25 protein-coding genes, 1 tRNA gene and 1 pseudogene are annotated in these 24,985 nt (G+C 30.6%); all 27 read right to left on the reverse strand.

Annotation, left to right across the window (positions count from 1 at the left end):
* Positions 1-2: 2 nt before the first annotated feature.
* Complete coding sequence (locus DUT90_RS06185; RefSeq protein WP_114426289.1) at positions 3-926, reverse strand: glycosyltransferase family 2 protein; 924 nt, start codon at positions 924-926, stop codon at positions 3-5.
* Between the two features lie 7 nt (positions 927-933).
* A pseudogene (locus DUT90_RS13565) lies at positions 934-1,089 on the reverse strand (type B chloramphenicol O-acetyltransferase); the annotation flags it as partial.
* A gap of 407 nt (positions 1,090-1,496) precedes the next feature.
* A complete protein-coding gene (locus DUT90_RS06195; protein ID WP_114426291.1) occupies positions 1,497-2,615 on the reverse strand; it encodes a glycosyltransferase family 4 protein in 1,119 nt (372 codons plus the stop codon).
* 24 nt (positions 2,616-2,639) lie between these two features.
* Positions 2,640-3,206 carry a DapH/DapD/GlmU-related protein gene (locus DUT90_RS13535; RefSeq protein ID WP_220222560.1) on the reverse strand — a complete coding sequence of 189 codons (567 nt, stop codon included), beginning with the start codon at positions 3,204-3,206 and terminating at the stop codon, positions 2,640-2,642.
* Positions 3,196-4,302 (reverse strand): glycosyltransferase, encoded by a 1,107-nt coding sequence (locus DUT90_RS06205; RefSeq protein WP_114426292.1) that lies wholly within the window; start codon positions 4,300-4,302, stop codon positions 3,196-3,198. Before DUT90_RS06205 ends, DUT90_RS13535 begins: the two co-directional genes overlap by 11 nt.
* Positions 4,295-5,473, reverse strand: a complete 1,179-nt coding sequence (locus DUT90_RS06210; protein WP_114426293.1) for an O-antigen ligase — start codon at positions 5,471-5,473, stop codon at positions 4,295-4,297. Before DUT90_RS06210 ends, DUT90_RS06205 begins: the two co-directional genes overlap by 8 nt.
* Before the next feature lie 5 nt (positions 5,474-5,478).
* Positions 5,479-6,489, reverse strand: a complete 1,011-nt coding sequence (locus DUT90_RS06215) for a glycosyltransferase (RefSeq protein WP_114426294.1) — start codon at positions 6,487-6,489, stop codon at positions 5,479-5,481.
* A 9-nt stretch (positions 6,490-6,498) separates the two neighbouring features.
* A complete protein-coding gene (locus tag DUT90_RS06220; RefSeq protein WP_181858153.1) occupies positions 6,499-7,419 on the reverse strand; it encodes a glycosyltransferase family 2 protein in 921 nt (306 codons plus the stop codon).
* A 10-nt stretch (positions 7,420-7,429) separates the two neighbouring features.
* Positions 7,430-8,479, reverse strand: coding sequence for a glycosyltransferase family 4 protein (locus tag DUT90_RS06225; RefSeq protein ID WP_114426296.1), 1,050 nt, complete (start codon positions 8,477-8,479; stop codon positions 7,430-7,432).
* Positions 8,480-8,501: 22 nt separating this feature from the next.
* Positions 8,502-9,023 carry an acyltransferase gene (locus DUT90_RS06230; protein ID WP_258848509.1) on the reverse strand — a complete coding sequence of 174 codons (522 nt, stop codon included), beginning with the start codon at positions 9,021-9,023 and terminating at the stop codon, positions 8,502-8,504.
* Positions 9,024-9,037: 14 nt separating this feature from the next.
* Entirely contained in the window at positions 9,038-10,144 is a 1,107-nt protein-coding gene (locus tag DUT90_RS06235; protein WP_114426298.1) for a polysaccharide pyruvyl transferase family protein, read from the reverse strand.
* A complete protein-coding gene (locus tag DUT90_RS06240; protein WP_114426299.1) occupies positions 10,144-10,740 on the reverse strand; it encodes an acyltransferase in 597 nt (198 codons plus the stop codon). Before DUT90_RS06240 ends, DUT90_RS06235 begins: the two co-directional genes overlap by 1 nt.
* A gap of 1 nt (position 10,741) precedes the next feature.
* Positions 10,742-12,277 carry a hypothetical protein gene (locus DUT90_RS06245; RefSeq protein WP_114426300.1) on the reverse strand — a complete coding sequence of 512 codons (1,536 nt, stop codon included), beginning with the start codon at positions 12,275-12,277 and terminating at the stop codon, positions 10,742-10,744.
* 8 nt (positions 12,278-12,285) lie between these two features.
* On the reverse strand, positions 12,286-13,413 hold the full coding sequence (gmd, locus tag DUT90_RS06250) for a GDP-mannose 4,6-dehydratase (protein WP_114426301.1): 1,128 nt from the start codon (positions 13,411-13,413) through the stop codon (positions 12,286-12,288).
* A gap of 7 nt (positions 13,414-13,420) precedes the next feature.
* On the reverse strand, positions 13,421-14,380 hold the full coding sequence (locus tag DUT90_RS06255; protein ID WP_114426302.1) for a GDP-L-fucose synthase: 960 nt from the start codon (positions 14,378-14,380) through the stop codon (positions 13,421-13,423).
* A 1-nt stretch (position 14,381) separates the two neighbouring features.
* Positions 14,382-15,704: a UDP-glucose/GDP-mannose dehydrogenase family protein gene (locus DUT90_RS06260; RefSeq protein ID WP_114426303.1), complete on the reverse strand. Its 1,323-nt coding sequence runs from the start codon at positions 15,702-15,704 to the stop codon at positions 14,382-14,384.
* 3 nt (positions 15,705-15,707) lie between these two features.
* Positions 15,708-16,139: an adenylyltransferase/cytidyltransferase family protein gene (locus DUT90_RS06265; protein ID WP_114426304.1), complete on the reverse strand. Its 432-nt coding sequence runs from the start codon at positions 16,137-16,139 to the stop codon at positions 15,708-15,710.
* 4 nt (positions 16,140-16,143) lie between these two features.
* Complete coding sequence (locus tag DUT90_RS06270) at positions 16,144-16,566, reverse strand: adenylyltransferase/cytidyltransferase family protein (protein ID WP_114426305.1); 423 nt, start codon at positions 16,564-16,566, stop codon at positions 16,144-16,146.
* Between the two features lie 52 nt (positions 16,567-16,618).
* Positions 16,619-17,554, reverse strand: coding sequence for a Gfo/Idh/MocA family protein (locus DUT90_RS06275; RefSeq protein WP_114426306.1), 936 nt, complete (start codon positions 17,552-17,554; stop codon positions 16,619-16,621).
* 1 nt (position 17,555) lies between these two features.
* Entirely contained in the window at positions 17,556-18,839 is a 1,284-nt protein-coding gene (locus tag DUT90_RS06280; RefSeq protein ID WP_114426340.1) for a nucleotide sugar dehydrogenase, read from the reverse strand.
* Positions 18,836-19,822, reverse strand: a complete 987-nt coding sequence (locus DUT90_RS06285; protein ID WP_114426307.1) for an SDR family oxidoreductase — start codon at positions 19,820-19,822, stop codon at positions 18,836-18,838. Before DUT90_RS06285 ends, DUT90_RS06280 begins: the two co-directional genes overlap by 4 nt.
* Before the next feature lie 124 nt (positions 19,823-19,946).
* A tRNA-Val gene (locus DUT90_RS06290) sits at positions 19,947-20,021 on the reverse strand.
* Positions 20,022-20,087: 66 nt separating this feature from the next.
* Positions 20,088-21,296, reverse strand: coding sequence for a folylpolyglutamate synthase/dihydrofolate synthase family protein (locus DUT90_RS06295; RefSeq protein ID WP_114426308.1), 1,209 nt, complete (start codon positions 21,294-21,296; stop codon positions 20,088-20,090).
* Between the two features lie 61 nt (positions 21,297-21,357).
* Positions 21,358-22,185 carry an energy transducer TonB gene (locus DUT90_RS06300; RefSeq protein ID WP_114426309.1) on the reverse strand — a complete coding sequence of 276 codons (828 nt, stop codon included), beginning with the start codon at positions 22,183-22,185 and terminating at the stop codon, positions 21,358-21,360.
* Between the two features lie 139 nt (positions 22,186-22,324).
* On the reverse strand, positions 22,325-22,717 hold the full coding sequence (locus DUT90_RS06305; RefSeq protein WP_114426310.1) for a biopolymer transporter ExbD: 393 nt from the start codon (positions 22,715-22,717) through the stop codon (positions 22,325-22,327).
* Between the two features lie 27 nt (positions 22,718-22,744).
* Positions 22,745-23,434, reverse strand: a complete 690-nt coding sequence (locus tag DUT90_RS06310; protein WP_114426311.1) for a MotA/TolQ/ExbB proton channel family protein — start codon at positions 23,432-23,434, stop codon at positions 22,745-22,747.
* A 140-nt stretch (positions 23,435-23,574) separates the two neighbouring features.
* Positions 23,575-24,978, reverse strand: a complete 1,404-nt coding sequence (gene nhaD / locus DUT90_RS06315) for a sodium:proton antiporter NhaD (protein WP_114426312.1) — start codon at positions 24,976-24,978, stop codon at positions 23,575-23,577.
* Positions 24,979-24,985: the final 7 nt, after the last annotated feature.

A 24,985-nucleotide genomic window follows, 5' to 3' on the forward strand; every position in this document is an offset into this window, starting at 1 on the left:
AATTAACTAACATTTGTAACATCGTAACCATATTCTTCTTTAAAATATAAAATTAACTGTTCCTTATTTTTACCAACTGCCCTATACGCTTCATAAATTTTCACATCTACTAAAAAACGATACCAAAAACATTGTAATACAGACCAAATAAAGCCTCTTTTACCTTCTAAAAAACCGAGTTGAACAAAGTATCTAACAAAGAAAAATAAGAAAGGCCTAACAAATAAAGGAAGTTTTAAATATGCCATTTTTAACCATCTTCTCCTTTGTTCTGAAGTTCCAAAAAAATTTGAAATCTTTTCTTCACTATTTGTAAAGTTATGCAATTTATCTAAAGTATCTATAGCTTCTCTTGTCGCGTAATTATTGTGTTTTGAAGTCCACCACGTAATATTATTTAGATTATAATCTATCTTATTACCTTCTACATTTTCTATTTCACCTTCTTGTAGTAACAGCATCCTTTCATCCATCCATTTTTGTTCGCACTTGGCCACTCCATTACGCCAAATTTTTAGATGCCAAATAGGATACATCCCTCCTTTTTTAAGAGGTTTATCAAAAAAATACATTAATCTTTTAACTCTAACACCAATTACATCTTTATTGAAACGATTTAAATTTAAAAGTATATTATTTTGAAGCTCTTTATCTAAGTATTCATCTGCATCTATTCTTATTACCCAGTCAGTATCAATATCCGTATTTTCCAAACCCCAATTGAATTGGGTTGCATAATTTACCCATCTGTTCTGGAAAAAACGAGCATTATATTTTTTTGCTATTTGTTCTGTTTTATCCGTAGAATAAGAATCTACAATTACAACATTTTCGCAAACGGTGTTCAGAGAGCGTAGGCACCTTTCTAGATGAACTTCTTCATTGTAAGTTAATATTATTGCCGTTAATGAAGGTTTATTATCCATTTATTACTCTTTTTTTTATAAATTTTGCTGGATTACCTCCTACTATATCATAAGCTTTAACGTCTTTGGTAACTACAGCACATGCACCAATAACTGCATATTCTTCAATACAAATTCCTGGAAGAACAAACGCTTTAGCTCCTATAAAAACATCATTAGCTATATTTATCACACCAATCATTAAAGGAGATTTTAAATCGCTCATATCATGTGTTCCATTACAAATATATGTATACTGAGATATGGTGACTCTCTTTTTTATATTAACTTGACCTAGGTTGTACACCTCGCTATAAGGTCCTAAACAAGATTTACTTTCAATTTTTAACAACCACGGAACATATATTTTTGAGGAGGGATACAAAAACACGTCCCAATCTACTTTAGCACCAAATAACTTTAGCAGAAATATCCTCCAATAATTCCCCATTTTTTTTGGTGAATATTTATATAATAAACTCCAACAAAAACTCCATACTCTTATTAAAACAGCTTCTTTTATTGTCCAAGAAGATGTATAGGGATTCTTTTGATTTCTGGATTTATATTGTAAACGACTCAAAACTAAAATTATTTATTGTTAAGCAAAAAACTAAAATCTTTTAAATATTCTTTAGCGATAATATCATTGCTGAATTCTAAACTTTTTTGAACACCCTTTTCACCCAAATTTCTTCTCTTTTCAGGATTATTTATTAAAATTTCAATTTTTTTACTTAATAAATTTACTCTGTTCGATGCTTTGTGATCAAACACCAGAGCATTCGTATTATCTATTACAAAATCTTTAAAACATGCTAAGTTAGATACTATAGTTGGTGTACCTGTTGCCATTGCCTCTAATGGTGCCACCCCAAAAGTTTCACCTTTTTCAGCAATAGAAGGATAACAATAAATATCTGATTTCACAATTTCGTCACATAACTCTTGCTGATCAGATGTTGGATCAATCCATTTTATAGAAAATTTTGAAGCTAAAGTATTTAATTTATTGATATATAATTCTCCACCTCCTCCATCTGCTACATCTCTAGGGCCCATGAGAGCTAATTCAATATATGGGTACTTTGCTATTAAATTATTAAATGCTTCTACTAAGATTACCAGCCCTTTTTCTTCACAAACCCTACCCGTATAAAGAATTCTTAAATTTTTACTTTCTTTTTTTGAATGGTATTTAAATACATTTGTATTGATGGGATTACTTATTATTTTAGATTGATTTTCTAGTGATGGCTCCTGTTTTATCAACTCATCGTAAACTGGTTTTGACACGCATGCTAATCTATTTACATGCTTATAGAACTTGAATTGTCCTTTAGGATATCTTGCTACATTATATATCGTTTTTTTTATTTTTCTTGAAAAGAAAACACTTAATATTGGAGACCAAAAGGTATTCATAACTAAAATTTCTGTTTTATTCATTTTAATCAATGATTTCAAAGAAAAAACAAAATCTAAACATAAATTTATAGCAAATGAACCAGACCAAGAGTATCCTTTTACATACTGTATTGTAATATTATCTTTATTTTGAACCGTGACTTGAGGTTTTTTTGCTACAAAACAAACCTGATGTCCTTTTTTTACAAATTCTAGACTTAAATTATACCAAAGTCGTTCAACAGCGCCATAACCATGAGGAGGTATTAAACCGAATGGACTTGTTATAACTGTAATTTTCATGGGCTGTATTATATTTTAATTAATTTAAATATTCTCCATTTGCTGGTTACATAGCAAATCAAAACCAAAATTATTTTCTATGTATGACTTTTCTAACATGCTTTTGTATATTTTTTCTTGATTTTTGTCTGTAAATCTATCTTTTATTTTCTTTGCAGGGACACCTCCATAGATAGCATAGGGTTCTAAATCTTTTGTAACCACAGAACCCATTGCTATAATTGCACCGTCACCTATATGAACACCTGTTTTGATCTTAGCATAGGCACCCACCCAGACATCTTTACCTATAGATGTTGTTTTTAAAACTCCTCTACCTGAAAAAATTATTGGCAAATTATGATTATTGAAATTATGATCACCACCAATAATACTCACATTGTTTGCTAACATAGTGTAATCTCCAATGATTACTTTTGGATAAATCTTACAATTTGGACCAACATAGGAATAAGCTCCTGCAGTTAGGTCGGGTGAAATCTCAGATTTTCCTCCAATATAAAATGTTTTATGTACGTTTTTAAGCTTTAACCTTTTTCTCAAAAAATACATTCTTGTATCTCTAAATAGCTTTCTAATTCTAGTCTTCATCTAACTGATTTTTGATAATTTCTATTTGATAAGCTGGGTTAAAATATTTGTCTATTCTTTCAAAACAACTTTTTCTAGTAAACTCTCTATTATGATTATTATTTAACCAATTCTCTATTGTTTTTAATAAAGATTCTTTGTTATTGTATTCAAAAAATTCTCCTGTAACTCCTTTTACTATGGATTCAAATTCTGGCATTTGAAGACTAAAATTGTTATGAGATATTACAGGCGTACCGTAAGTCATTGCATGCATTGCTGTTAAACCGACATTTCCTGGAGACACACATATATCTGCATTGTATAATAGGTTTCCTATGTCATATTCATCATATGAGGGACCAAAAAACCAAGTCAATTTTTCTGTATTGTTTAATTTTACAGACCTTTTTAAATTTTCTTCTTCCTCACCACTCCCAATAAAAATTAAATTTATAGGAGTTTCTTTTGTCACCATTTTTTTTTGAATTTCAATTAAAAAATTTAAATTTTTAATCTTTGTTAATCTTCCAATAAATATCAATACAGGATTATCATTTCCAAAATAATCGTTATAAATACTTGTTTTTTTAAGCTTACTTCTGACTTCTAATTGCTTCTTATAATCTAACGAATTGTATATTACATGCAATTTTTCCTTTTTAAATCCTTCATCAATCATAAGTTCTTTGGCATAATTACCATAGAGTAACAATGAATCGGAGAGTTTAAAAAAGGCTTTTTTCAAAATTCTTTTAGAAGCACTTTCATTACCATACCAACCATGCGTCCATAAATAAATTTTTTTATTTGAAAATTTACTAAAAATTAAAATAAACCAAGTAGACAAACAATAATACTCTCCTAATATAATATAATTAGCATAAGGCTTGAACAAGAGTTTTAATGCTCCTTTTTGCCAATAGATATGAGAATATATGTTTATATTTTTTAGCTCTTTTTTAAAGTTTTTAAGCTCTTTATAATCTAATTTTTTGACATCCCCCATTTTATCTCCAAAATAAGAGTCAATATTCAATTGCCTGTCTAATAATTTGAAAATACCCCCTCTGTAATGTTGGGCATAATTGTAAATTAAGCAAGTTTGTTTATTCATTTTGTTTTAATTGAGAAAAACTTAATCCTAAGGAAAAAAACAATACTACCGAGAAATATAGTGCTCCACTAAACGTATGCTGAACAAATCCTTGAATTAATATGATAAAAACCCAAATATAATTTGGGTCTTTAAATGATTTTAAATATACATTTTTAAATCCTTTAAATAGAAGAAAAAACAATAGTACAACACCTATAATACCTGTTGCCATTAATGTCTCTAATATAAAGTTATGAGGATAAAATCCTATTTCAATTCTCCCTCCTAGTATTGGGTTATTTAAAAATTCATTCCATGCGTCAACCCACAAATTCCCTCTTCCAAAATCTCCGCTTTCAAGAGTATTTGAAGTTCTTTCAAATACTGAGGTTCCTGTTTTATTAGCACCGTAAATAATTATAGGTATACTAAGTATAAAACTTACGATAAATTTTAATTTATTTTTTGCTCCTCCATAAATAATAAATAGCGGTAATGACATCACTATTGCTACAATAGAACCTCTTGAAGACCCTAAAAAAAACATTAATAGCGAAAGTATTATTGTGATGTATAAATATATACTGTATGTAATCTTTTTATTTTTGTTGAAAACGAGTTCATAAAAACAGAGAGTAAGTGTTAAAGCACCAGCATAAGACAAGGCTATTGGACTCAAAGTTTCATCTTCTATCCCTGAATATCTTGCCATAGAAATTCTACCAACACCTGCTAAAATTATGGCTTTATACAAGTATAGACTTGTAAGTCCCATCAAAAAACCAGAAAATATAAGCGAACTAAGTATCTTTCTTTTGTATTGGTTAAAACTTATTTTAGAAAACATTAAAAAAGGTAGTATACAGAAATTAACAGCATAAAAGAGATACTCATACCACCTTCTATTTAATACATACAAGTTGCTTTCATTTATTAAGACTTTAATAAAATATAAACTCCAAAAAAGAATAAAAAGAAGATAAATTGGATTTTTTTTATTGTTTTGTATTGATTTGAATTCAAAGATTAAAACATAAAGCATCAATATTGTTGTAATCATTCTTAACGGAATGGTAACCAATCTCGTAGAGTCTGTTAAGCCTAAAGCTATTAGAAGCGCTAATAAGGCATAGTAACCAGAAAACACAAAAAAAGATATGACAACAATTGAATTTTGTTTTAATTTCATAACACCTAATTATGTATTAGTTCTGAGTATGTCTTCTCTAATTTCATAGTTGTTACATCTATACTATTATTAGCTTTGATGAACTCTTCTAGTTTGTTATCTCTACTTTTACCTAAAAGTTTAACAACACCTTGCCCTATTTCATCTACTGATAAAGGGTTTATTAAGGTTGCAAAAGGGCTAAAATACTCTTTTGGACCACCTACTTCTGTAATTAATATTTCACATCCATGATATGCTGCGTTTAAAGCAACAATACCTACACCCTCACATATACTTGGTAAAGCAAATACTTTAGCTCTTTTAAAAAGTTCTATCATTTTCTCTTGAGTAACAAACCCCAAAACTTCAATGTTTTTTGACGTACCAATTTCGTCTTTCAAAGGCTTAAATTGCTCTGGCGTGCCTTTAGCACCCGCTAAAACCAATTGAAATTTATATTTTTTTGCTGCTTTTATAAGCCTCAAAACATTTTTTCTAGGTTGATATATTGAGCTTATATGCAAACAAAAATTTTCTGTATCTACTTTACCTTTTATGTTTTTACAAACGTCGTTATCGTAATTTAAAAAAATAGTTTTTAGTTTATCTTTAGACAACCCCATAGATTTTGTAAAAAACTCAGCTTCATAAGTAGATCTTACATAAACATTTTTAACCATTGGCAACGTTTTTCTTAAGGTATATGAAGGAGACCAAAGTCTTAATTTTTTGAATCCGATAAAAGTAGATATTTTATAGGCTAATTTAGATTGTAAAGAATCTATTATAGGAGAAATGACTATATTATCATTTTTTGTTCTTAAATTCTTAACAAATCCGTATAACCACAAGCCTGTCCCAAATATATGGATAACATCAAATGATTTCCAATCATAATTGCCCCAAACATTTGTTTGTACTACTTTATGGTTTTGTTTTTCCAAACCCTTTTGCCATGATAGAGCTTGATTTTTAATACCATTAGAATTGCCCGAAATAATAGCATCAGGACATAAAATAAATGCAATTTTCATGATATGAAGTTACTCTTTTTTTTTGATGTATTTTTTATGCAATTCTTCTTTTTGCTTCAATTTAAAAAATGAAGTTACCACTCTTCCAAATTTAAAATCGTAGAAAAAATCACCCTTGTATTTATATAGTAATTTAATAGAGTCTATAAACTCTAACACACCAAATTTTAACGCATTAAAGACAAAAGGTCTAATAGAGTTTTGGTATTTGTGCAATCCCTTTTCTCTTAAAAACAAATTTGCTCTTAACATTACTTGATACCTACTTCTATTATTTGTTTTAGTTAGCGTATTGCTTATACTACCACTTTTCATGGTAATACAATATACTACGTGATGTACTACAGCTATTTGACTTGAATAATAGCCTGTTTTTAAACCAAACATCATATCATTACTGGCGGGCACTTCATCAAATTTAAATTTACCTGTTTTTATAAATTCTGCTGAAAACACTTTGCCCCAAGGCACGATATGTTTTAAACGAAGAATATTTGCATCTTCCTCGTATTCGTTTATCATCTTATTAACTCCTAGATGCCTTGTTGCAGGTTTTAAAGTATCTGAGTACTTGCTTTCTACTTTGTAGTACAAAATATTGTATTGATTAGATATGGTTGCTCTAAATGTTTCAAATGCATTGCTTGTAAAGAAATCATCAGCATCAGAAAATAATATCCATTTTCCAGACACCATACTTAGTGCCTTATTTCTTGCACCACCTGCTGTTAATTGTATATCTGAAAAAAAAATTTTTACATGTGCTCTGTCATTTCCTGGGAAGTTTTTTCTGTCTATATTTTGACTATTGTCATCTATAATTAAAATTTGGATATCATCATCTTTAGGTATAGAATCTAGACATCTTTGCAATAAAGTTGTAGAGTCTTTGTGCGGAATAATAACACTAAACAAATAATCTTTTGTCAAAATATATAATTTATTTTAGAATAGATTGATACATATTTTTTGTTAGCTCTGATGATGCTTGCCAAGTTTCTTTTTCAATTCTTTCGAAATTACTTTTGCCTACAGCAATTAAATCTTCTTTTGAGCAATTACTTAGCCATTTGATTTTATCTTCTAATTCTGATAAATTGCTAAAAAGAAAATCATTATCTAGATATTCTGGTAAGCTACCTACTTTAGATGCTATACAAACTTTATTGAAAGACATACCTAATAACAAAGCTCCTGATGTTAAGATATCTTTGTAGCTATAAATCATTACATCGGTAATTTCTAAATAATTTCTAATTTTAGAATCCTCTATGTATTTTGGCACAAATTTAATGTCTTTATTGTTTTTTACAGCTTCTTCTATTACTTCTTTATCCCCAGCATATTTTACCTTCCCGCAAATTAGAAGTTGTGTATTAGTTAATGCTAATTTATTAAATATATTTATAACATCTAAAACCCCCTTATAAGGTCTTATATGCCCTAAAATTGTGAAAGTAGTTTTATTAGCGTCTATAGCTAATTTTTCTTTTAGTACTCTAGTAGTGACTTTATTATAATCGTTATAAGAATTCACATAGTTGCCGTGGGGTATGACATAGACTTTTTTTTGATTAACCTTGTATTTTTCCATTAATTTTCTCTTGGAAAAAGTATTGTGAACACTAAAAGCATCTATCATTGGAATTAATTTTTTCATAAAAAATAATTCTAACTTCAAATGCAAATTTTCATGATTATGTAGGTTATGTACAGTCCACACAAATTTTATATTTTTTTTCTTTAGTTTTTTTAAGTTGTAAAGAAAATACAGCACCTTGAACAAAGTTTTAAAAAAGCTTGTAGTTAAAATAAATGGATCAAACCAATGAAAATGAATAATATCTGCTTCATCAATATTCTTAGTACTAAAAAAGTTTTTTGTACCAAATTCTGATGCGTGAATAAAAATATTATGTTTTTTTAATTCTTTAGCAATTTCTATTTGATAGGGATTTGCTTCTACATATGGTGCAAAAAAAACTCTCATATTAAAGTATTGGAAATTATGATTATTTAAGCCAAGGTCTATAATTGAGATTGTATAGCAATTTACTTTTTCTTTTGCCAATTGGTTTAGCTGGATTTCCCGCAACTATACTCATAGGTTCAATATTTTTTGTAACCACGCTATTTGAAGCTATTACTGCTCCTCTACCAATTCGAATATTTGGCAATATTGTTACTCTTGATGCAATCCACACGTAATCATCTATAGTTACAGGACCTCCTTTAGAATCATGAAAATCTGAATGCGGATCGTGTCCTAGTGTCCAAATATTAGTTTCTTGAGCAATATCAACATTGTTACCTATCTTTAAGATGCCTCCTCTACCATCTAATAGAACTTTAGAATTAACAACACTGTTATTACCTATATAAATATTTGCCGCTTCCCGTATCTCTACACCTCTTAAAAAATTAGTATCAGTTCCAATTTTTTTTAAAACCTTTTTTAAAACCAACTTTCTAACGCTACGCGAAGGAAATTTTAATAAATACGCATTTAGAATAAAATAAAATATTTTTTTCAATGAATTCATTTACTTTATCTATTTTCGTTAAATAACTTTATAAACTCGTCTAATCCAAAGTCAGCTCTTTTTCTTAGCAATTCTAATGACTCTGAGTAGTTTACATCATAATCTAAACGATTTAAACAATTTTTTAATTTATCTAAAGAAAATGGTTTTTCCCACAGCATTACTTCTTTAATGTCTTGAGTTAAAATTCTTAATTTGGGCTCTATTTCTATAGCTATTACAGGTTTCCCTAGTAATGCACCAACTATAGCTCCATGAAACCTTGACGAAATAAAACCATCAAAAGAATTTAAGACGTCTAAAAAATCTTCAATTGAATATTTATTTGGATCCCAATACAAAAAATCTTCATCTTCAAGTTTTTCCATCCACTCGGGATCTTTAAACGGTGCATAAACAATAAATTGAAAATCAAAATTCGGATTTTTTTCTTTATACAATTTCATAATAGGTTCATAGTATGCTCTACCACTATCCTCCCATACCCAATCTCTAACAACAATACCTATCTTTTTCTTTTTAAATTTAACATTATCTACATTTTTAACTTTAAATTTATAAGAGAATAATGAAGAGAATGCTATGTCAGCACCAAAAAAAGATTTGATACCCCATTCTTTAGTATAGTTAACAGAAACTTCATCTCTTAAACCAATAAAATCAGCATTCTTAAGTTGTTTTTTTACCTGCTCTATTTTAAGTTTATTATCATAAAAAGGACCAAGACCGAAACCTAGAAAAGCTGTATGATTTGGTACAAATATTTCTTTCTTAGAATTGTTATTGATTATAAACTTTATTTTGTTTACAATTCTTTTGGGTTCTAAAATCACTTTTTTTAGTAATGAGAAGAAACCTCTATCTTCATTTTTAAATGAAAAGAATTGCGTACCACCTCCATATACAAGCCAATCTTCCCTAAAATTTAAAGTTTTATACTTTGAATTTGATAAGAATTTATTAGGATAAGCGACATCATACATTCCTTCAAAATTTACGTCAATATTAGAAAACTTCTCATTAAAATACTTTTCAAATAATACCATCAAAAGGTCGTCTCCAAAATTTGTAGCGCCATAAGCACCTTTGACATTAATTTTTACTTTTTCCATTAATAAATAGCTGTTTTAGGCTTTAAATTATTCTCTTTTTTCTTCTTTAAGTAAATCATATTTTCTTTTTTCAGATTAAAATAATGTTTTTCATCTCTTTTTTTTATAACTCTACATGGATTACCAACAACAATCGACATTTTAGGTATCTTTCCTGAAACTACAGTACCTGCTCCAACTATACAGCCTTCTCCTATTTCAGAACCCGGTGCAATAATTACATTACCACCGATCCAGACGTTTTCACCAATCACAACTTTCCTAAATTCAAATGTTTCGTCGTAAGGTATGTATTTTGCATTTTTATATTTATGGTTTGCTGAGTGTATTGTTAAATTTGGTCCTATAATCGTCCCTGTTTTAATTTTAACACCACCTAAAGCATTAATAAATGCATTTGGTCCAATATATATATAAGATCCTAACTCTAATCTTTCTGGGTATACTACATTTAATGAAAGATTAACGTCATTGAATTCTCCGTTAGATTTAAATCTTTTCGTTAATTCGGAGAATTTATACTTCTTATCAAGCAGCTTCATTTTCTTTATTATATTTATGTTCATATAAATATACTTAAAAAGCTTTTTTATCATATCAACTCTGTTTTAACCTTAAGATTTTCATAAACTTATTCATTACTTTTTTTAGTAGTTCGAGTTCGTTTTCTTCTAATGAAAAAAATGAACTACTAAAAAAAATAATGATTGACAATACAAATGTAATTATAAACCTGTAATTGATTTCAAGAAACTTTACAATTAAAAAAGAAGTTGAAATTGAAAATAAAGTTGGTAAAAACACTTTAAAAAAAACTTTCTTTAAATAAGAAGACACAGGCAAACCAACAATATCTCTACATAAAACTAATCTAAAAACACCAGCAAAAATTTCTAAAAATATATAAACAAAAAGAGCTACTTCAGCATCATAACCACTCTTTAGTAAAAAAAAAGTTATCGGTAAATTTAATAAAATCACACCTCCGATTGTTATTTGATATAATTTTATATTTCCTACAGATTGAACAGCAGAAATTAACCCAATAGTTAATTGTTCTACAAGAGTACCTATTAATATTAATTGACAAAAAACAACAACGTAAGGCGGTTGCTTTCCTAGCCAAAAATCTATGATTGCAGGCATTTCAAATATCAAAGGGATGACAAAAAATGCAATGAGGAAATACCCAAATTTACAAGACATTAATGAAAGTCTTATCATTCTTTCTCTATTATTAGCCCCCTCACTTTTCATGATTTGAGGATTTAAAACGCGTAAAACATTTAACGAAAAAAAACTTGATTGCGATTTCACTTGATTAGCAATACCATAGGCTGCATTAACAACTGGTCCAAAAAATATATTTGAAACTATAGCAATACCTTGTGATTTCCCCGAACTACATGCAGCACCAAATAAATTCCAGCCAACAAAACTTGTATGTTCTTTTATATGTAAAAAACTAAAATCTTTTTTCAAAGAAATTTTGGTTTCGCTATATTTATGGAAACAATAAATCCACTTCAATAAACTTGCGATAAAAAAACTGAGAAACATTAATATTGAATATAGTATTAGCTTATCATAATTATCTATATATGTTATAATTAAAGCAACACCAAGCCTCATCAAAATTTCTAGCAAGCCAATAATTCCCAAAAAGAGCATGTTTTCATAAGCATTGAGTATAGCCTCAAAAGGCACAAAAATTACTGTAATAAATATTGTACTAACAACAAAATGAAACACAATTAAAACAGCATTAATTCTATCTGGTGGTATAATAAGATTATTATGTATCATATAGAGACCAAAAACCTCTATTATAATAACAATTAAAAAACCAACAAAGAAATGGATAACTATACTATTAGCTACTGTTTTTCTAATTTGATTAAATAATCCTTTTCCTATATTTATTGAAATAAATCTTTGAGTAGATGCTGTTAAAGCAGATTTAAAAAAACCTAACATAGCAACAACACCTCCGATTAAACTATAAAGACCAAAATCTTGTACTCCTAGAGCTTTAACTATTAATCTTGTACTATATAATGATACAAGTACAGTTATTAAAGCTCTTGTATATATTATTCCTGTGTTAAATAAAACTTTATGAGATGCTTGCATTCAAATATTTACTCAACCTGTTTTAATATTTTATGACCTGCTTTTAGTAAAGCAACATCTTTCTTCATCAACTTCACATCGCTCTCCATCATGTCTTTAACTAGAGAAGCCAAATCATATTCTGGAACCCAACCTAATTTTTCTTTTGCTTTTGTAGGGTCTCCTAGCAACAAATCTACTTCTGTTGGACGGAAATAAGAAGGATCTACAGATAATACTTCTTTGCCTATTTCAACTTGAAAATCTTTATGATTACAGGCTATGACATAAGCTTTTTCGTTTACTCCCTCTCCTTTAAATTCAATATCTATGCCTACTTCACCAAATGCCATACGTACAAAATCACGAACTGTTGTAGTTACACCTGTCGCAATGACCCAATCTTCTGCTTTATCTGCCTGTAAAATCATCCACATCATACGGACATAATCTTTGGCATGTCCCCAATCACGTTTAGCTTCTAAATTACCTAAGAAAACTTTTTCTTGCAGTCCTAGTGCTATTTTTGCTACAGCTCTTGTTATTTTACGAGTTACAAAGGTTTCGCCTCTCCTTGGAGATTCATGGTTGAATAACAGCCCATTACAAGCAAACATGTTGTATGCTTCACGATAATTTTTGGTAATCCAAAATCCGTAAATTTTGGCCACACCGTAAGGCGAACGTGGGTATAATGGAGAGTTTTCATCATAAAACCCTCTCTCATTTTTATTTTCTGGGAGTCCTCCAAACAACTCTGATGTTGACGCTTGGTAAATTCTAGTTTTTTCACTTAACCCTAAAAGCCTAACTGCTTCTAATATACGCAATGTCCCTAATCCGTCTACGTTACCTACATATTCTGGCATATCAAAAGAAACCTTAACATGAGACATGGCACCCAAATTATAAATTTCATCTGGTTGACATTCTTGTATGATACGTGTTAAGTTCATAGAGTCGGTTAAATCTCCATAATGCAACTTTAATCTTTGATTAGGATCGTGTGGATCTTGATACAAATGATCTATTCTATCAGTATTGAATAATGAAGATCTTCTTTTAATTCCGTGAACTTCATACCCTTTCTCTAATAATAATTCGGCTAAATAAGATCCGTCTTGACCTGTTATTCCTGTAATTAATGCTACTTTCATGCTTGGTTTAGTTGACTTCTATTTTTACTTCTTTTATATTTTCTATGTTTTCTAAAAACCATGTATAGGTTTTTTCAATTCCTTCTTGTAATTCTGTAGAGTATTGCCACCCTAATTTTTTCATTTTTGAAACATCCATTAATTTTCTAGGTGTACCATCTGGCTTATCTGAATCCCAAACAATTTCTCCTTGATGACCCGTTACTTTCTGAATTGTTTCTGCTAATTCTTTAATGGTAATATCTTTTCCAGATCCTACATTATACAAAAATTCTGGTAATTCATTTTCTACTGCATAGACTACTGCCTCTGCCATATCGTCTACAAACAAAAATTCTCGCATTGGAGTACCACTACCCCATAAAGTTACATCTGCATTATTGTTATTTTTAGCTTCATGAAACTTACGAATCATCGCAGGTAAAACGTGTGATGTTTTCAAATCAAAATTATCATAATACCCATATAAATTTGTGGGCATTAGACTAACATAATCTTTATTGAATTGCTTTCTAATGGCTTGACATACTTTGACTCCTGTAATTTTAGCGATCGCATACCATTCATTTGTAGGCTCTAAAGTATCTGTAAGTAAGTGTTCTTCTTTTAAAGGCTGAGGAGCAAATTTTGGATAAATGCATGAACTGCCTAAAAAGATAAATTTAGCAATATCTGCTTTCAATGCTTCGTCAATCAAATTATTTTGAATTTGCATATTCTCCATAATAAACTGATATGGATAATCATTGTTTGCTAAAATGCCACCAACTCTCGCTGCGGCATCTATGACTACATCTGGTTTTTCTGTTTCAAAAAAACTTCTAACTTTAGTTTGGTCTTTTAAATCTAATTCTTTGCTAGTTTTACCTATCAAGTTTGTGTAGCCTTTTTTTTCTAAAGCTCTCCAAACTGCAGAACCTACCATTCCCCTATGGCCTGCAATGTAGATTTTTGATGATGTATCCATATTATTTACCTATTTGAATGTATTCAAATCCTTTTGACTCTAAATTAAATGCATTGTATTGATTCCTTCCGTCAAATACTATTGCGCTTTTTAATTGTTGTTTGATTTCATCAAAATCTGGAGATCTAAATTCTTTCCATTCTGTAAGTAAAATTAAGGCATCAGCATCTTTCAAAACTTCGTATTTAGATTCGTAGTATGTTATACCATCTACTCCTTTCAAATAAAACTCTTGTGCTTCTTCTATCGCTTTTGGGTCATAGGCTTTAACTTTTGCACCTCTCTTTACCAACTCTTTAACCACGTAAATAGCAGGAGCTTCTCTCATGTCATCCGTTCCTGGTTTGAATGCTAACCCCCATAAACCAAAAGTTAACCCAGATAAATCTTCTCCAAAACGATTTACAATTTTTTGAGCTATCACAAGTTTCTGAGCATCATTAACATCTTCTACTGAAGTTATTAAGTTAGCCTTATAACCATGTTCTTCGGCTATTTTTTTTAATGCTTTTACATCTTTTGGAAAACAAGAACCTCCATAACCAGCGCCTGGATATATAAAACTATACCCTATTCTTTTATCTGAACCAATACCTATTCTAACTTGATTAGCATCAGCACCTACTCTTTCACAAATATTTGCAATTTCATTCATGAATGAAATTTTTGTTGCCAACATTGCATTAGCCGCATATTTAGTCATTTCCGCAGAACGAATATCCATGGTTATAAAACGATCATGCGTTCTAAAGAAAGGAGAATATAATTGCTTCATCACATCAAAAGCATAGTCAGACTCCGCTCCTATCACAACTCTATCTGGCTTCATAAAATCATCTATAGCCGCACCTTCTTTTAAAAATTCAGGATTAGAAACTACATGAAAATTAATTGCTAAACCTCTTTTATCTAATTGCCCTTGTATCGTTGCTTTTACTTTATCTGCTGTTCCAATTGGAACGGTTGATTTGTCTACAACAACCAATTCTTTTGTCATCGTTTCTCCAATAGATTTTGCTACTGCTAAAACATATTGTAAGTCTGCAGAACCATCATCTCCCATTGGAGTACCAACAGCTATAAATACAACCTTAGCATTTGCAATTGCCTCTGAAAGACTAGTTGTAAACTCTAAATTTCGTTTTTTTACATTTTTTAAAACCATAGCCTCTAGACCTGGCTCAAAGATTGGAATGATTCCTTTATTTAACTTTTCAATTTTTACAGGATCAATATCTACACACGTTACATGATTACCCATTTCTGAAAAACATGTACCTGAAACTAACCCAACGTAACCAGAACCTACTACTGCTATATTCATAAATTAATTGCTCTTAACTTTTAAATTCTCTTTCTCTTGTACTTCTTTACGCAATCCACTACTCGAAAAACGGTGTTCTCTTTTATTGTAAAATAGTTTTACTCCACTTTCTTCACAATACTTTCTACCTGTGAAATCTTTGTTTTTATATTCTTCTCCTACTATTCTAACATCGATTTTAAAAGATCGCAATACATCTTCTAAATCTTGCTCTGTTGCATAAGGAACTATTTCATCTACATATTTACACCCTTTCAGTTGTATATATCTTTCGACCACAGACTGTATGGGTCTGTTTTTTTCAGGACGATCTAAAGTAGGATCTGTTTGTAATCCACATATTAAATAATCACATTGTTCTTTTGCGTCTTCTAACATTTTTACGTGACCTGCATGAAACAAATCAAATGCGCTAAAAGTTATTCCTATTTTCATTTTTTTAAATATTTTTAAGTAACCAAGAAGAAGATTGTACTTTATCTCCTAAACCATCAATTAAATCAATTCCTAATTCTTTACACACGGGTACTTCTGGTATAGAATCATTATTTTGATCTCCTCCATTGGCAAATCCTAAGTGATACTTATCTCCAAAATCTGAATATATTTTTTGGATAGAAGCACATACAGTTCTGTCTTCATCTATAGAAATAAAAGCTTTATCTACAGCCTTTATATTTTGCACTATAAACAATCTTTCATCCTCTTTTTGAAATTCTTTAGAACCTTTTAACTCTCTTTGTAAATCATTATTCACAATTACAAAAAGCTTATCTGCCATTGCTTTTGCATTATTAAAGTACTCTAAATGCCCTTTATGAATTGGATTGAAATAACCTGAAACTATAATTGCTTTTTCCATTGAAATTTTATTTTTCTTTAAAAATTCGATACAAATATATACTATTTATTTATTAAACAAGGGGGTGTTTTTCACCTGTTTGTATTATTGCCATATTCCTAATATCATGAACAATTTTTATTGATTTTTCGGATTCTTTTATACCAAAACCTTTGGATTTCAGTATTTCATGATAACTTTGAGTATGCAAATCTGTAAAACCTGAACTAAACTCTAATTCTTCATTATCTACAGCTATTGAACGAAACGTTCTTTGCTTCTTCTCTCTTATTTCTTTAGGCAAATCTGTTTCATCTATAGACAAAAACCAACGAACCCTAGCATTTTCAAACTCTAAAAATCCTGCCGCTTTGTTTTTTTCTCTAAGATGCACTCTATTTTCTTGAACATTTCCAAATATCCAAGACAACATATCATAAAAATGTACACCAATATTTGTAGCTATGCCTCCTGACTTGCTTTCATCTCCTTTCCAAGAAATATCATACCACTTTCCTCTTGAGGTTATATAGGTTAAATCAACCTCATATTTAGTTTTTTTCTTATGTAAATCTATAGCTACTTTATTCTTTAACGCAATGATACTAGGATGTAAGCGTAATTGAAGAATATTATAAATACTTCTTCCAGATTCTTTTTCTATATTTTTTAACGCTTCTATATTCCAAGGATTTAATACTAAAGGCTTTTCGCAAATTGCATGTGCACCTCTTCTCAATGCCATTCTTATATGTGCATCATGCAAATAGTTAGGCGTACATATACTTACATAATCTAAGTTAACGTTATTTCTTTTTAGTTTTTCTACATGTCTATCAAAACGCTCAAATTCAACAAAAAAACTCGCTTCAGGAAAATACGAATCTAAAATACCAACGCTATCAAACTTGTCTAAAGCAACAATTAACTTATTATTTGTTTCTTTAATTGCTTTGAGATGTCTTGGAGCTATGTAACCTGCAGCACCTATTAATGCAAAGTTTTTCATTTTACAATGTTTTATCTACAATTTTTGGATCTAAAAAATTCTTTACATCGTATACGACTGATTTCTCTTCTTTTAGCTCTGAATAATTTAAAGATTGAAATTCATTGTGCGCAACTGCTAAAACAATTGCTCTAAATTTTTTCTTAGGCAGCTTATTTATAGATACCAATTGATATTCATTTAACACTTCTTGTGGATTCGCATGAGGATCAAAGATGGTAAGGTTTGCCCCATATTCTTGCAATTCGTACACCAAATCTACAGCCTTTGTATTTCTAACATCTGGACAGTTTTCTTTAAAAGTAACTCCTAAAACCAAAATTTCTGCCCCCTTTACCTCAACGTCATTTTGAATCATCAGTTTTGCTACTTCTGAAGCTACAAATTTTCCCATACCATCATTTACTCTTCTGCCTGCTAAAATAATTTCTGGATGATAATTATACTCTTGCGCTTTTTGTGCTAAATAATAAGGATCTACACCTATGCAATGCCCCCCAACTAAACCTGGTTTAAACGGAAGAAAATTCCATTTTGTTCCTGCAGCCTTTAAAACATCATTGGTATTGATATCCATTAGGCTAAAAATTTTAGCCAACTCATTTACAAATGCAATATTGATATCTCTTTGTGAGTTTTCAATTACTTTTGCCGCTTCTGCAATTTTTATATTAGATGCTAAATGTGTACCGGCAGTAATGACTGATGCGTAAACCTGATCAACTTTTTGACCTATTTCTGGAGTAGAACCTGATGTTATTTTTAAAATTTTTTCTACCGTATGCTTTTTATCTCCTGGATTTATTCTTTCTGGAGAATAACCTACATAGAAATCTTTATTAAACTCTAAACCAGATTCTTTTTCTAAAATAGGCACACAATCTTCTTCAGTTGCTCCTGGGTAAACTGTAGATTCATACACTACAATATCTTCTTTCTTCAAGACCTTACCGACGGTTTCACTAGCTTTTATTAAAGGAGTCAACACGGGTCTGTTATTTTTATCTACAGGAGTAGGAACTGTAACTACATAAAAATTACAATCTTTAAGGTCTTCAATTTTTGAGGAAAAAAACAATCCTTTAGTTGGTGAATTCTGGCTTACTAAAACCTGTTTCAAGACACTTGTTTCAACCTCTCTAGTCTTGTCTACCCCTAATCGTAACTCATCTATTCGTTTTAAATTTACGTCAAAGCCTACAACCGAATATTTCGTTGCAAAGAGTCTTGCCAAAGGCAAACCTACGTAACCCAAACCAATTACACCTATCTTTATATCTGTCATACATTTAAATTTTTCCAATACCACTCAATAGATGCCTTTAAACCGTCTTCTAATGAGAATAATGGATTATAATTTAACAACTTTTTTGCTTTAGTAATATCTGCGTGTGAATGCTGTATATCTCCAAAACGTTGGGGTCCGTTTAAAAAATGAATTTTCATGATTTCTGGATTGTATTTTGATAACAATTCTTTTAAAATAACACTTAGTTCTGATAAAGTATTGCGTTCTCCAAAAGCAATATTATATACCTGATTTGCAGCTTCTTTTGACGCCACCAAACACAGTAAGTTTGCTTGTACCACATTATCTATATATGTAAAATCTCTAGAGTTAGTGCCGTCTCCATTAATGGTTGGCGACTCTAAACCAACCAGCTTACTGATAAACTTAGGTATTACTGCCGCATATGCTCCTTCTGGAGTTTGTTTTTTTCCAAACACATTAAAATATCTAAGTCCTATCAACTCCATGTTGTATGTTTTTGCAAATACATCTGCATATAGTTCATTCACATATTTAGTAACCGCATAGGGAGAGAGAGGTTTTCCTATTTCATCTTCTACCTTTGGTAACTTTTTAGAATCTCCATACGTGGATGAACTTGCTGCATAAACAAAACGTTTAACTTTATTATCTTTTGATGCGACTAACATATTCAAAAAACCAGATACATTAACCTCATTACTGGCAATAGGATCTTTTATAGAACGAGGAACAGACCCCAAAGCCGCTTGATGTAAAACAAAATCTACATGTAGCGTTGCTTTTAAACAATCTGATAGGTTTCTTATATCTCCTTTTATAAGTGTAAAATTGGGGTGTTCTAAGAATTCTGATATGTTTTCTCTTTTTCCAGTAGAAAAATTATCCAAACAAACAACGAGGACATTCTTGTTTAATAGAGTTTCACAAAGGTTGGACCCAATAAAGCCAGCTCCTCCTGTGACAAGAATTTTTTTACCTGATAAATCAATATCCATTATGATGAAGTACTTTTGGCTAATTTAAAGTAAACAAAAGTAATGAAAAAGAATGGTTTTTGCTTTATGAAAAAGAAAAGCTATTTAAAGAAAAAACTCTCACTTTTAGTGAGAGTTTTTTTTGTGGGCGCGAAGGGATTCGAACCCCTGACCCCTTGGGTGTAAACCAAGTGCTCTGAACCAACTGAGCTACGCGCCCCTGCGTGATTGCGGATGCAAATATATAATAGATTTTAATTCTACCAAAAGAAAAAATGATTTTATTTTAAATTATTTCTGCCACCACAAAAGTACTACCACCAACATAAATTACATCTTGCTGATTTGCATGATGTAACGCACTTTTAAATGCTTTTTTTACAGATGCATATTTTTTTCCTACTAAATTAAAATCTAAAGCTTTTTCTCTCAATTCTTGCTCGGGCAAGCCCCTAGATATAGCAGGACTGCAAAAATAGTACTGCGCATTTTCTGGAAATAACGGTAAAATTGTATCGAGTTTTTTATCTGAAACCACACCCAATACAATGTGTAATTTTTGATAGGACTCTTTTTTTAATTGATTCAAAACAATTTCTAACCCTTCTTTATTATGGGCTGTATCACATATTACTTTAGGGCTATCTTGTATTATTTGCCATCTTCCCTTAAGGTTTGTATTTCTAACCACATGCAACAACCCCTGTTTGATATGATTGTTATCAATTTTAAAACGGTGTAACTTTTCTGCAGCTAAAGCTGCTGTTTTCGCATTTTTTATTTGATAGTTGCCTAATAAATCTGTTTTATATTGCCCAATCACATCAGATGCATAAAATAATTCTGAAAAGGTTTCTTGAGCTTTATTCGCAAATACTTTTTGCACTTCTGGTTGCCTTTCTCCAACTACTACAGAAATATTATTCTTAATAATACCTGCTTTTTCAAAAGCAATTTCTGGAAGTGTTTCACCCAACATATCTGTGTGGTCTAAACCTATATTGGTAACTACAGAAAGTTCTGGAGTTATTATATTTGTAGAATCTAACCTTCCGCCTAAACCCACTTCTACAACCGCTACGTCTACTCTTTCTGATGCAAAATAATCAAAAGCCAAACCTACAGTCATTTCAAAAAAAGACAACCCTTGTTGTTCTAAAAACTGTTTGTGTTTGGTAATGAAAGTAGTGACTTTATGCTTTGGTATTTCTTGACCGTTAATACGGATTCTTTCTGTAAAGTTCTTTAAATGCGGCGAGGTATACAAACCTACTTTATAACCCGCTTCCTGCAAAATAGAAGCTAACATATGACTTGTAGAGCCTTTACCGTTTGTACCTCCTACATGAATAGATTTGAATTTTTTCTCAGGATAATCTAAGGCTTTGGAAAGCGCTAAAATGTTTGTTAAATCTTTTTTAAATGCTGCTTTACCTTCTCTTTGATACATAGGTAATTGCGCAAACATCCATTGTAAGGTTTCTTTGTATGTCATAATTTTTATTGAGACCTTTTGATTACTACACAAGTCTCATTACCCAAACAAAGATAAGTGATTATTTAGTTAAAGAAAACTTGTAAATGATGGTTCCTGTTTGTTTTGATGGTGCTTTTTTGTCTACGTTCCATCTTGTTTTTAATGCTGCAGCTTTAGCAGGTTTTAACAAACAAGGTGCAGAGTTAGTAGTTCCTTTAACTCCTGGTAAGGCATAAATTACTTTACCTAACTTATCTACTTGTATTCTTACAACAACAATACCTTCTTCTTGACAATCTGGTTGTTCTTTGGGTTTGGATAAAGCTTTTCTGCCAGCTAAATTGTAATTTCCGCCAGAGCCACTGCCAGTATTGCCATAATATTTAGAGGAATTGGCGTCTCCTTTTTCGTTCCCTTTTACACCCAACTCATCATCATCTCCTTCTCCTTTGGGTTTACCATCTGACGCATTACCATTTAATAAATTACGTAAGGCATCTTGAGTTTCTTTTGAGGGTTTGGGATTGGGTTTTTCTTTTGGCACATCCTTTACAACTTTCTCTTCTGTAGTTTTCTCTTCTTCTTTTTTCTTCTCTACAACAGGTACATCTTTAGCAGTATTGTCTGTAATAATTTCTTCTTGGATAGTTTCTTTGGGAATTTCTTTTACCGCATCTTCTATAGTTTGTTGTTCTTTTTCAATTTTTGGAGCTGCAATTTTTTTTGTTTTTTCTACTGACTCTCCACTACCAACATTAGAATTTCCAAAATTTATAGCCAATCCATATTCTTCTGGTGGATCTGAATATTGCATCCCGTAATTAAAAATTCCGAAAATAAAAAGCATCAGAATTATTGCTGTAATTACAGCAGATTTACGTTTATGTTTGGTATTTAAAATGTTCATTATTTTTGTAAACCTTCTTAAAATATGGGTTTAAAAACGTACTTTTTAAAATTGCACTTGCGTTAGGGATTGAAACGGCATCCTTTTTGCTTTTTCTGCAAAAAGATACAGTGTAAAGCCCGTTAAAACGCCCAAAAAATTATTTGCCTTTTACCGCTAAAATCATCTTTAGTTTATTTTTATTGGCAATATCTATTACCTTCATTACGCTTTTATAGGCTACATTTTGGTCTCCTCTTATAACAATTGTTTTCTTTTTATCTGCACCTACACTTTGTAAAAGTGCACTTTCTAATTGCGATGCAGTTACTTTTGTTTTGTCTATGTAAAATTGAGATGCACCTGTAATACTAACTGCTACAGATTTACTGTTTTCGGTTTTTCCGCCTGCTTTGGGTAGTAAAACGTCTATTGCACTTACTGTAACCAAGGTTGATGTTAGCATAAAAAAAATTAACAACAAGAAAACAATATCTGTCATAGATGACATATTGAAAGATGGGTCTACTTTATTTCTACCTCTTAAATTCATTTATTTTATTTAACCTTTTCAACACTTTTATACTGGCTCGTTTAATAAATCGAGAAACTCAACTGATTTTGCTTCCATTTGGTAGACAACTTTGTTGGTTCTTACTACTAAATGATTATAAGTAATGTACGCTATAATACCTACAATTAAACCGGCTACGGTTGTTGTCATTGCTGTATACAAACCGTCTGATAGCATTTTAATGTCTATTTGACCTCCTGCATTTGCTATTTCATGTATGGCAACTATCATACCTATTACTGTTCCTAAAAATCCAATCATTGGAGCCGCTCCTGCAATTGTAGCTAAAACGCTTACATTTTTTTCTAATTGATAAATCTCTAACTTTCCGGCAGTTTCTATAGCAGTATTAATATCTTCTAAAGGTTTGCCTATTCTAGAAATTCCTTTATTTATTAACCTAGATGTTGGCGTGTCTTTACTGGTACACAAAGCTGTTGCTGATTCTATTTTTCCGTTAGAAATGTAGTCTTTAATTTGATTCATGAAGTTTTTATCTACTTTTGATGCAGATTTTATAGCAAAAAAACGTTCAAAATAAATATATAAGGCAATTGCCAAGAGTACAAAAAGTAGTGCAATAATAATTTGCCCACCTAAACCACCATCTATAATTAATTTATAGATTGATAATGTTTTTTCTTCTGATACTGCTTCTTCTAGTATTTCTTTATTTTCTTGAAAAAATGATATCATTCAATTCTCTTTTAAGTTCTACGTATGTAACGATAATTCTTTTTTTAAATTGTTTTATCCAAAGAATACATTATTATAAGTCAAAAAAAATGCCACTCTGTTTTTTACAAAATGACATTTTAAATTCTAATTTTATATTTTTAAAACAATGTTCTTGTAACCATAAATACCCCAGAGCCAACTACAAAGCCAATAAGAGCTAACCATGATATTTTTTTGAGGTACCAGAAAAAATCAATTTTTTCCATACCCATAGCAACTACTCCTGCAGCAGAACCTATAATTAACATACTACCTCCTGTACCTGCTGAAAAAGCAATAAAGTGCCATAACTCATGGTCTAGTGCCTCAGAAAACATACCTAAACTTGCAGCCACCAAAGGTACATTATCTATTACGGCAGAACCAATTCCTAATAACATTACTACAAGATCAGAAACCCCTCCTTGGTGCATCTCTGTTCCTAATTGCGGTATGGATTCTTTTAAGGTAGACGCAAAATTAAATAAGATTCCTAAAGATTCTAAAGCTGCAACTGCCATTAAAATTCCTAAGAAGAATAAAATACTTGGCATTTCTATTTTTGATAGTGAATGATGTACCGGACTATGGTGTGAATGAGAGTCGTGCTCTTCTGCTTGCTCTCCTTCTATCGTAGAAATAGAGAATTTAGAGTTACTATATATCTCTGCAAAAGTTGCTACAATACCTAAAGACAACATCATACCAACATATGGTGGCAAATGTGTAACTGTTTTAAAAACAGGTACAAATAAAATAGCTCCCAATCCTAAATATAACATTCTTGCACTATGCTTACTTTTTGGTTTTTCTACCTCACCCTCTACAGTTTCTATGTCTCCTTTAAATGCTGGTAAAAAAGTAGCTATAAAAGTTGGCACTACCATACATAAAAGAGAGGGTAATAAAAGATACTCTATTAATTTAAGTGTAGTTACTTTATTCCCAATCCATAACATTGTGGTTGTAACATCTCCAATAGGAGACCAAGCACCCCCTGCATTTGCAGCTACAATAATTAAACCTGCAAACCAAATTCTTTCATCTCTTGTTTTTACAATTTTTTGCAAAATAGAGATTAACACTATTGTTGCTGTTAAATTATCTATGATTGCAGAAAGCACAAATGCCAAAATTGCAAACATCCATAACAATTTCTTTTTACTTTTAAAATTTACATAACCTTTAATAGTAGAAAAACCATCAAAATAATCTATAATTTCTACGATAGTCATTGCCCCTAGTAAAAACACTAAAATCTCTGCAGTTTTACCTAAATGGTGTAACAATGTTTCTTCTACCAAATGCAATTTATCGTCATGTGCCATAGACGCAAAACCATCAACTAAACCATGATTTGCAGAGTCAAACCAATTTGAAAAACTATCTACACCAAGAGCTACAACAGCCCAACAAACTGCCATCATTATTAGGGCAGGTATTAATTTATCTAGTTTTAAATTATGCTCTAGGGTTATGGCTAAATAACCCAATACAAATACAATAATAATTAATGATTCCATTTTTAGT

It is taken from the genome of Polaribacter sp. WD7, assembly GCF_003335085.1.
Lineage (GTDB): Bacteria > Bacteroidota > Bacteroidia > Flavobacteriales > Flavobacteriaceae > Polaribacter.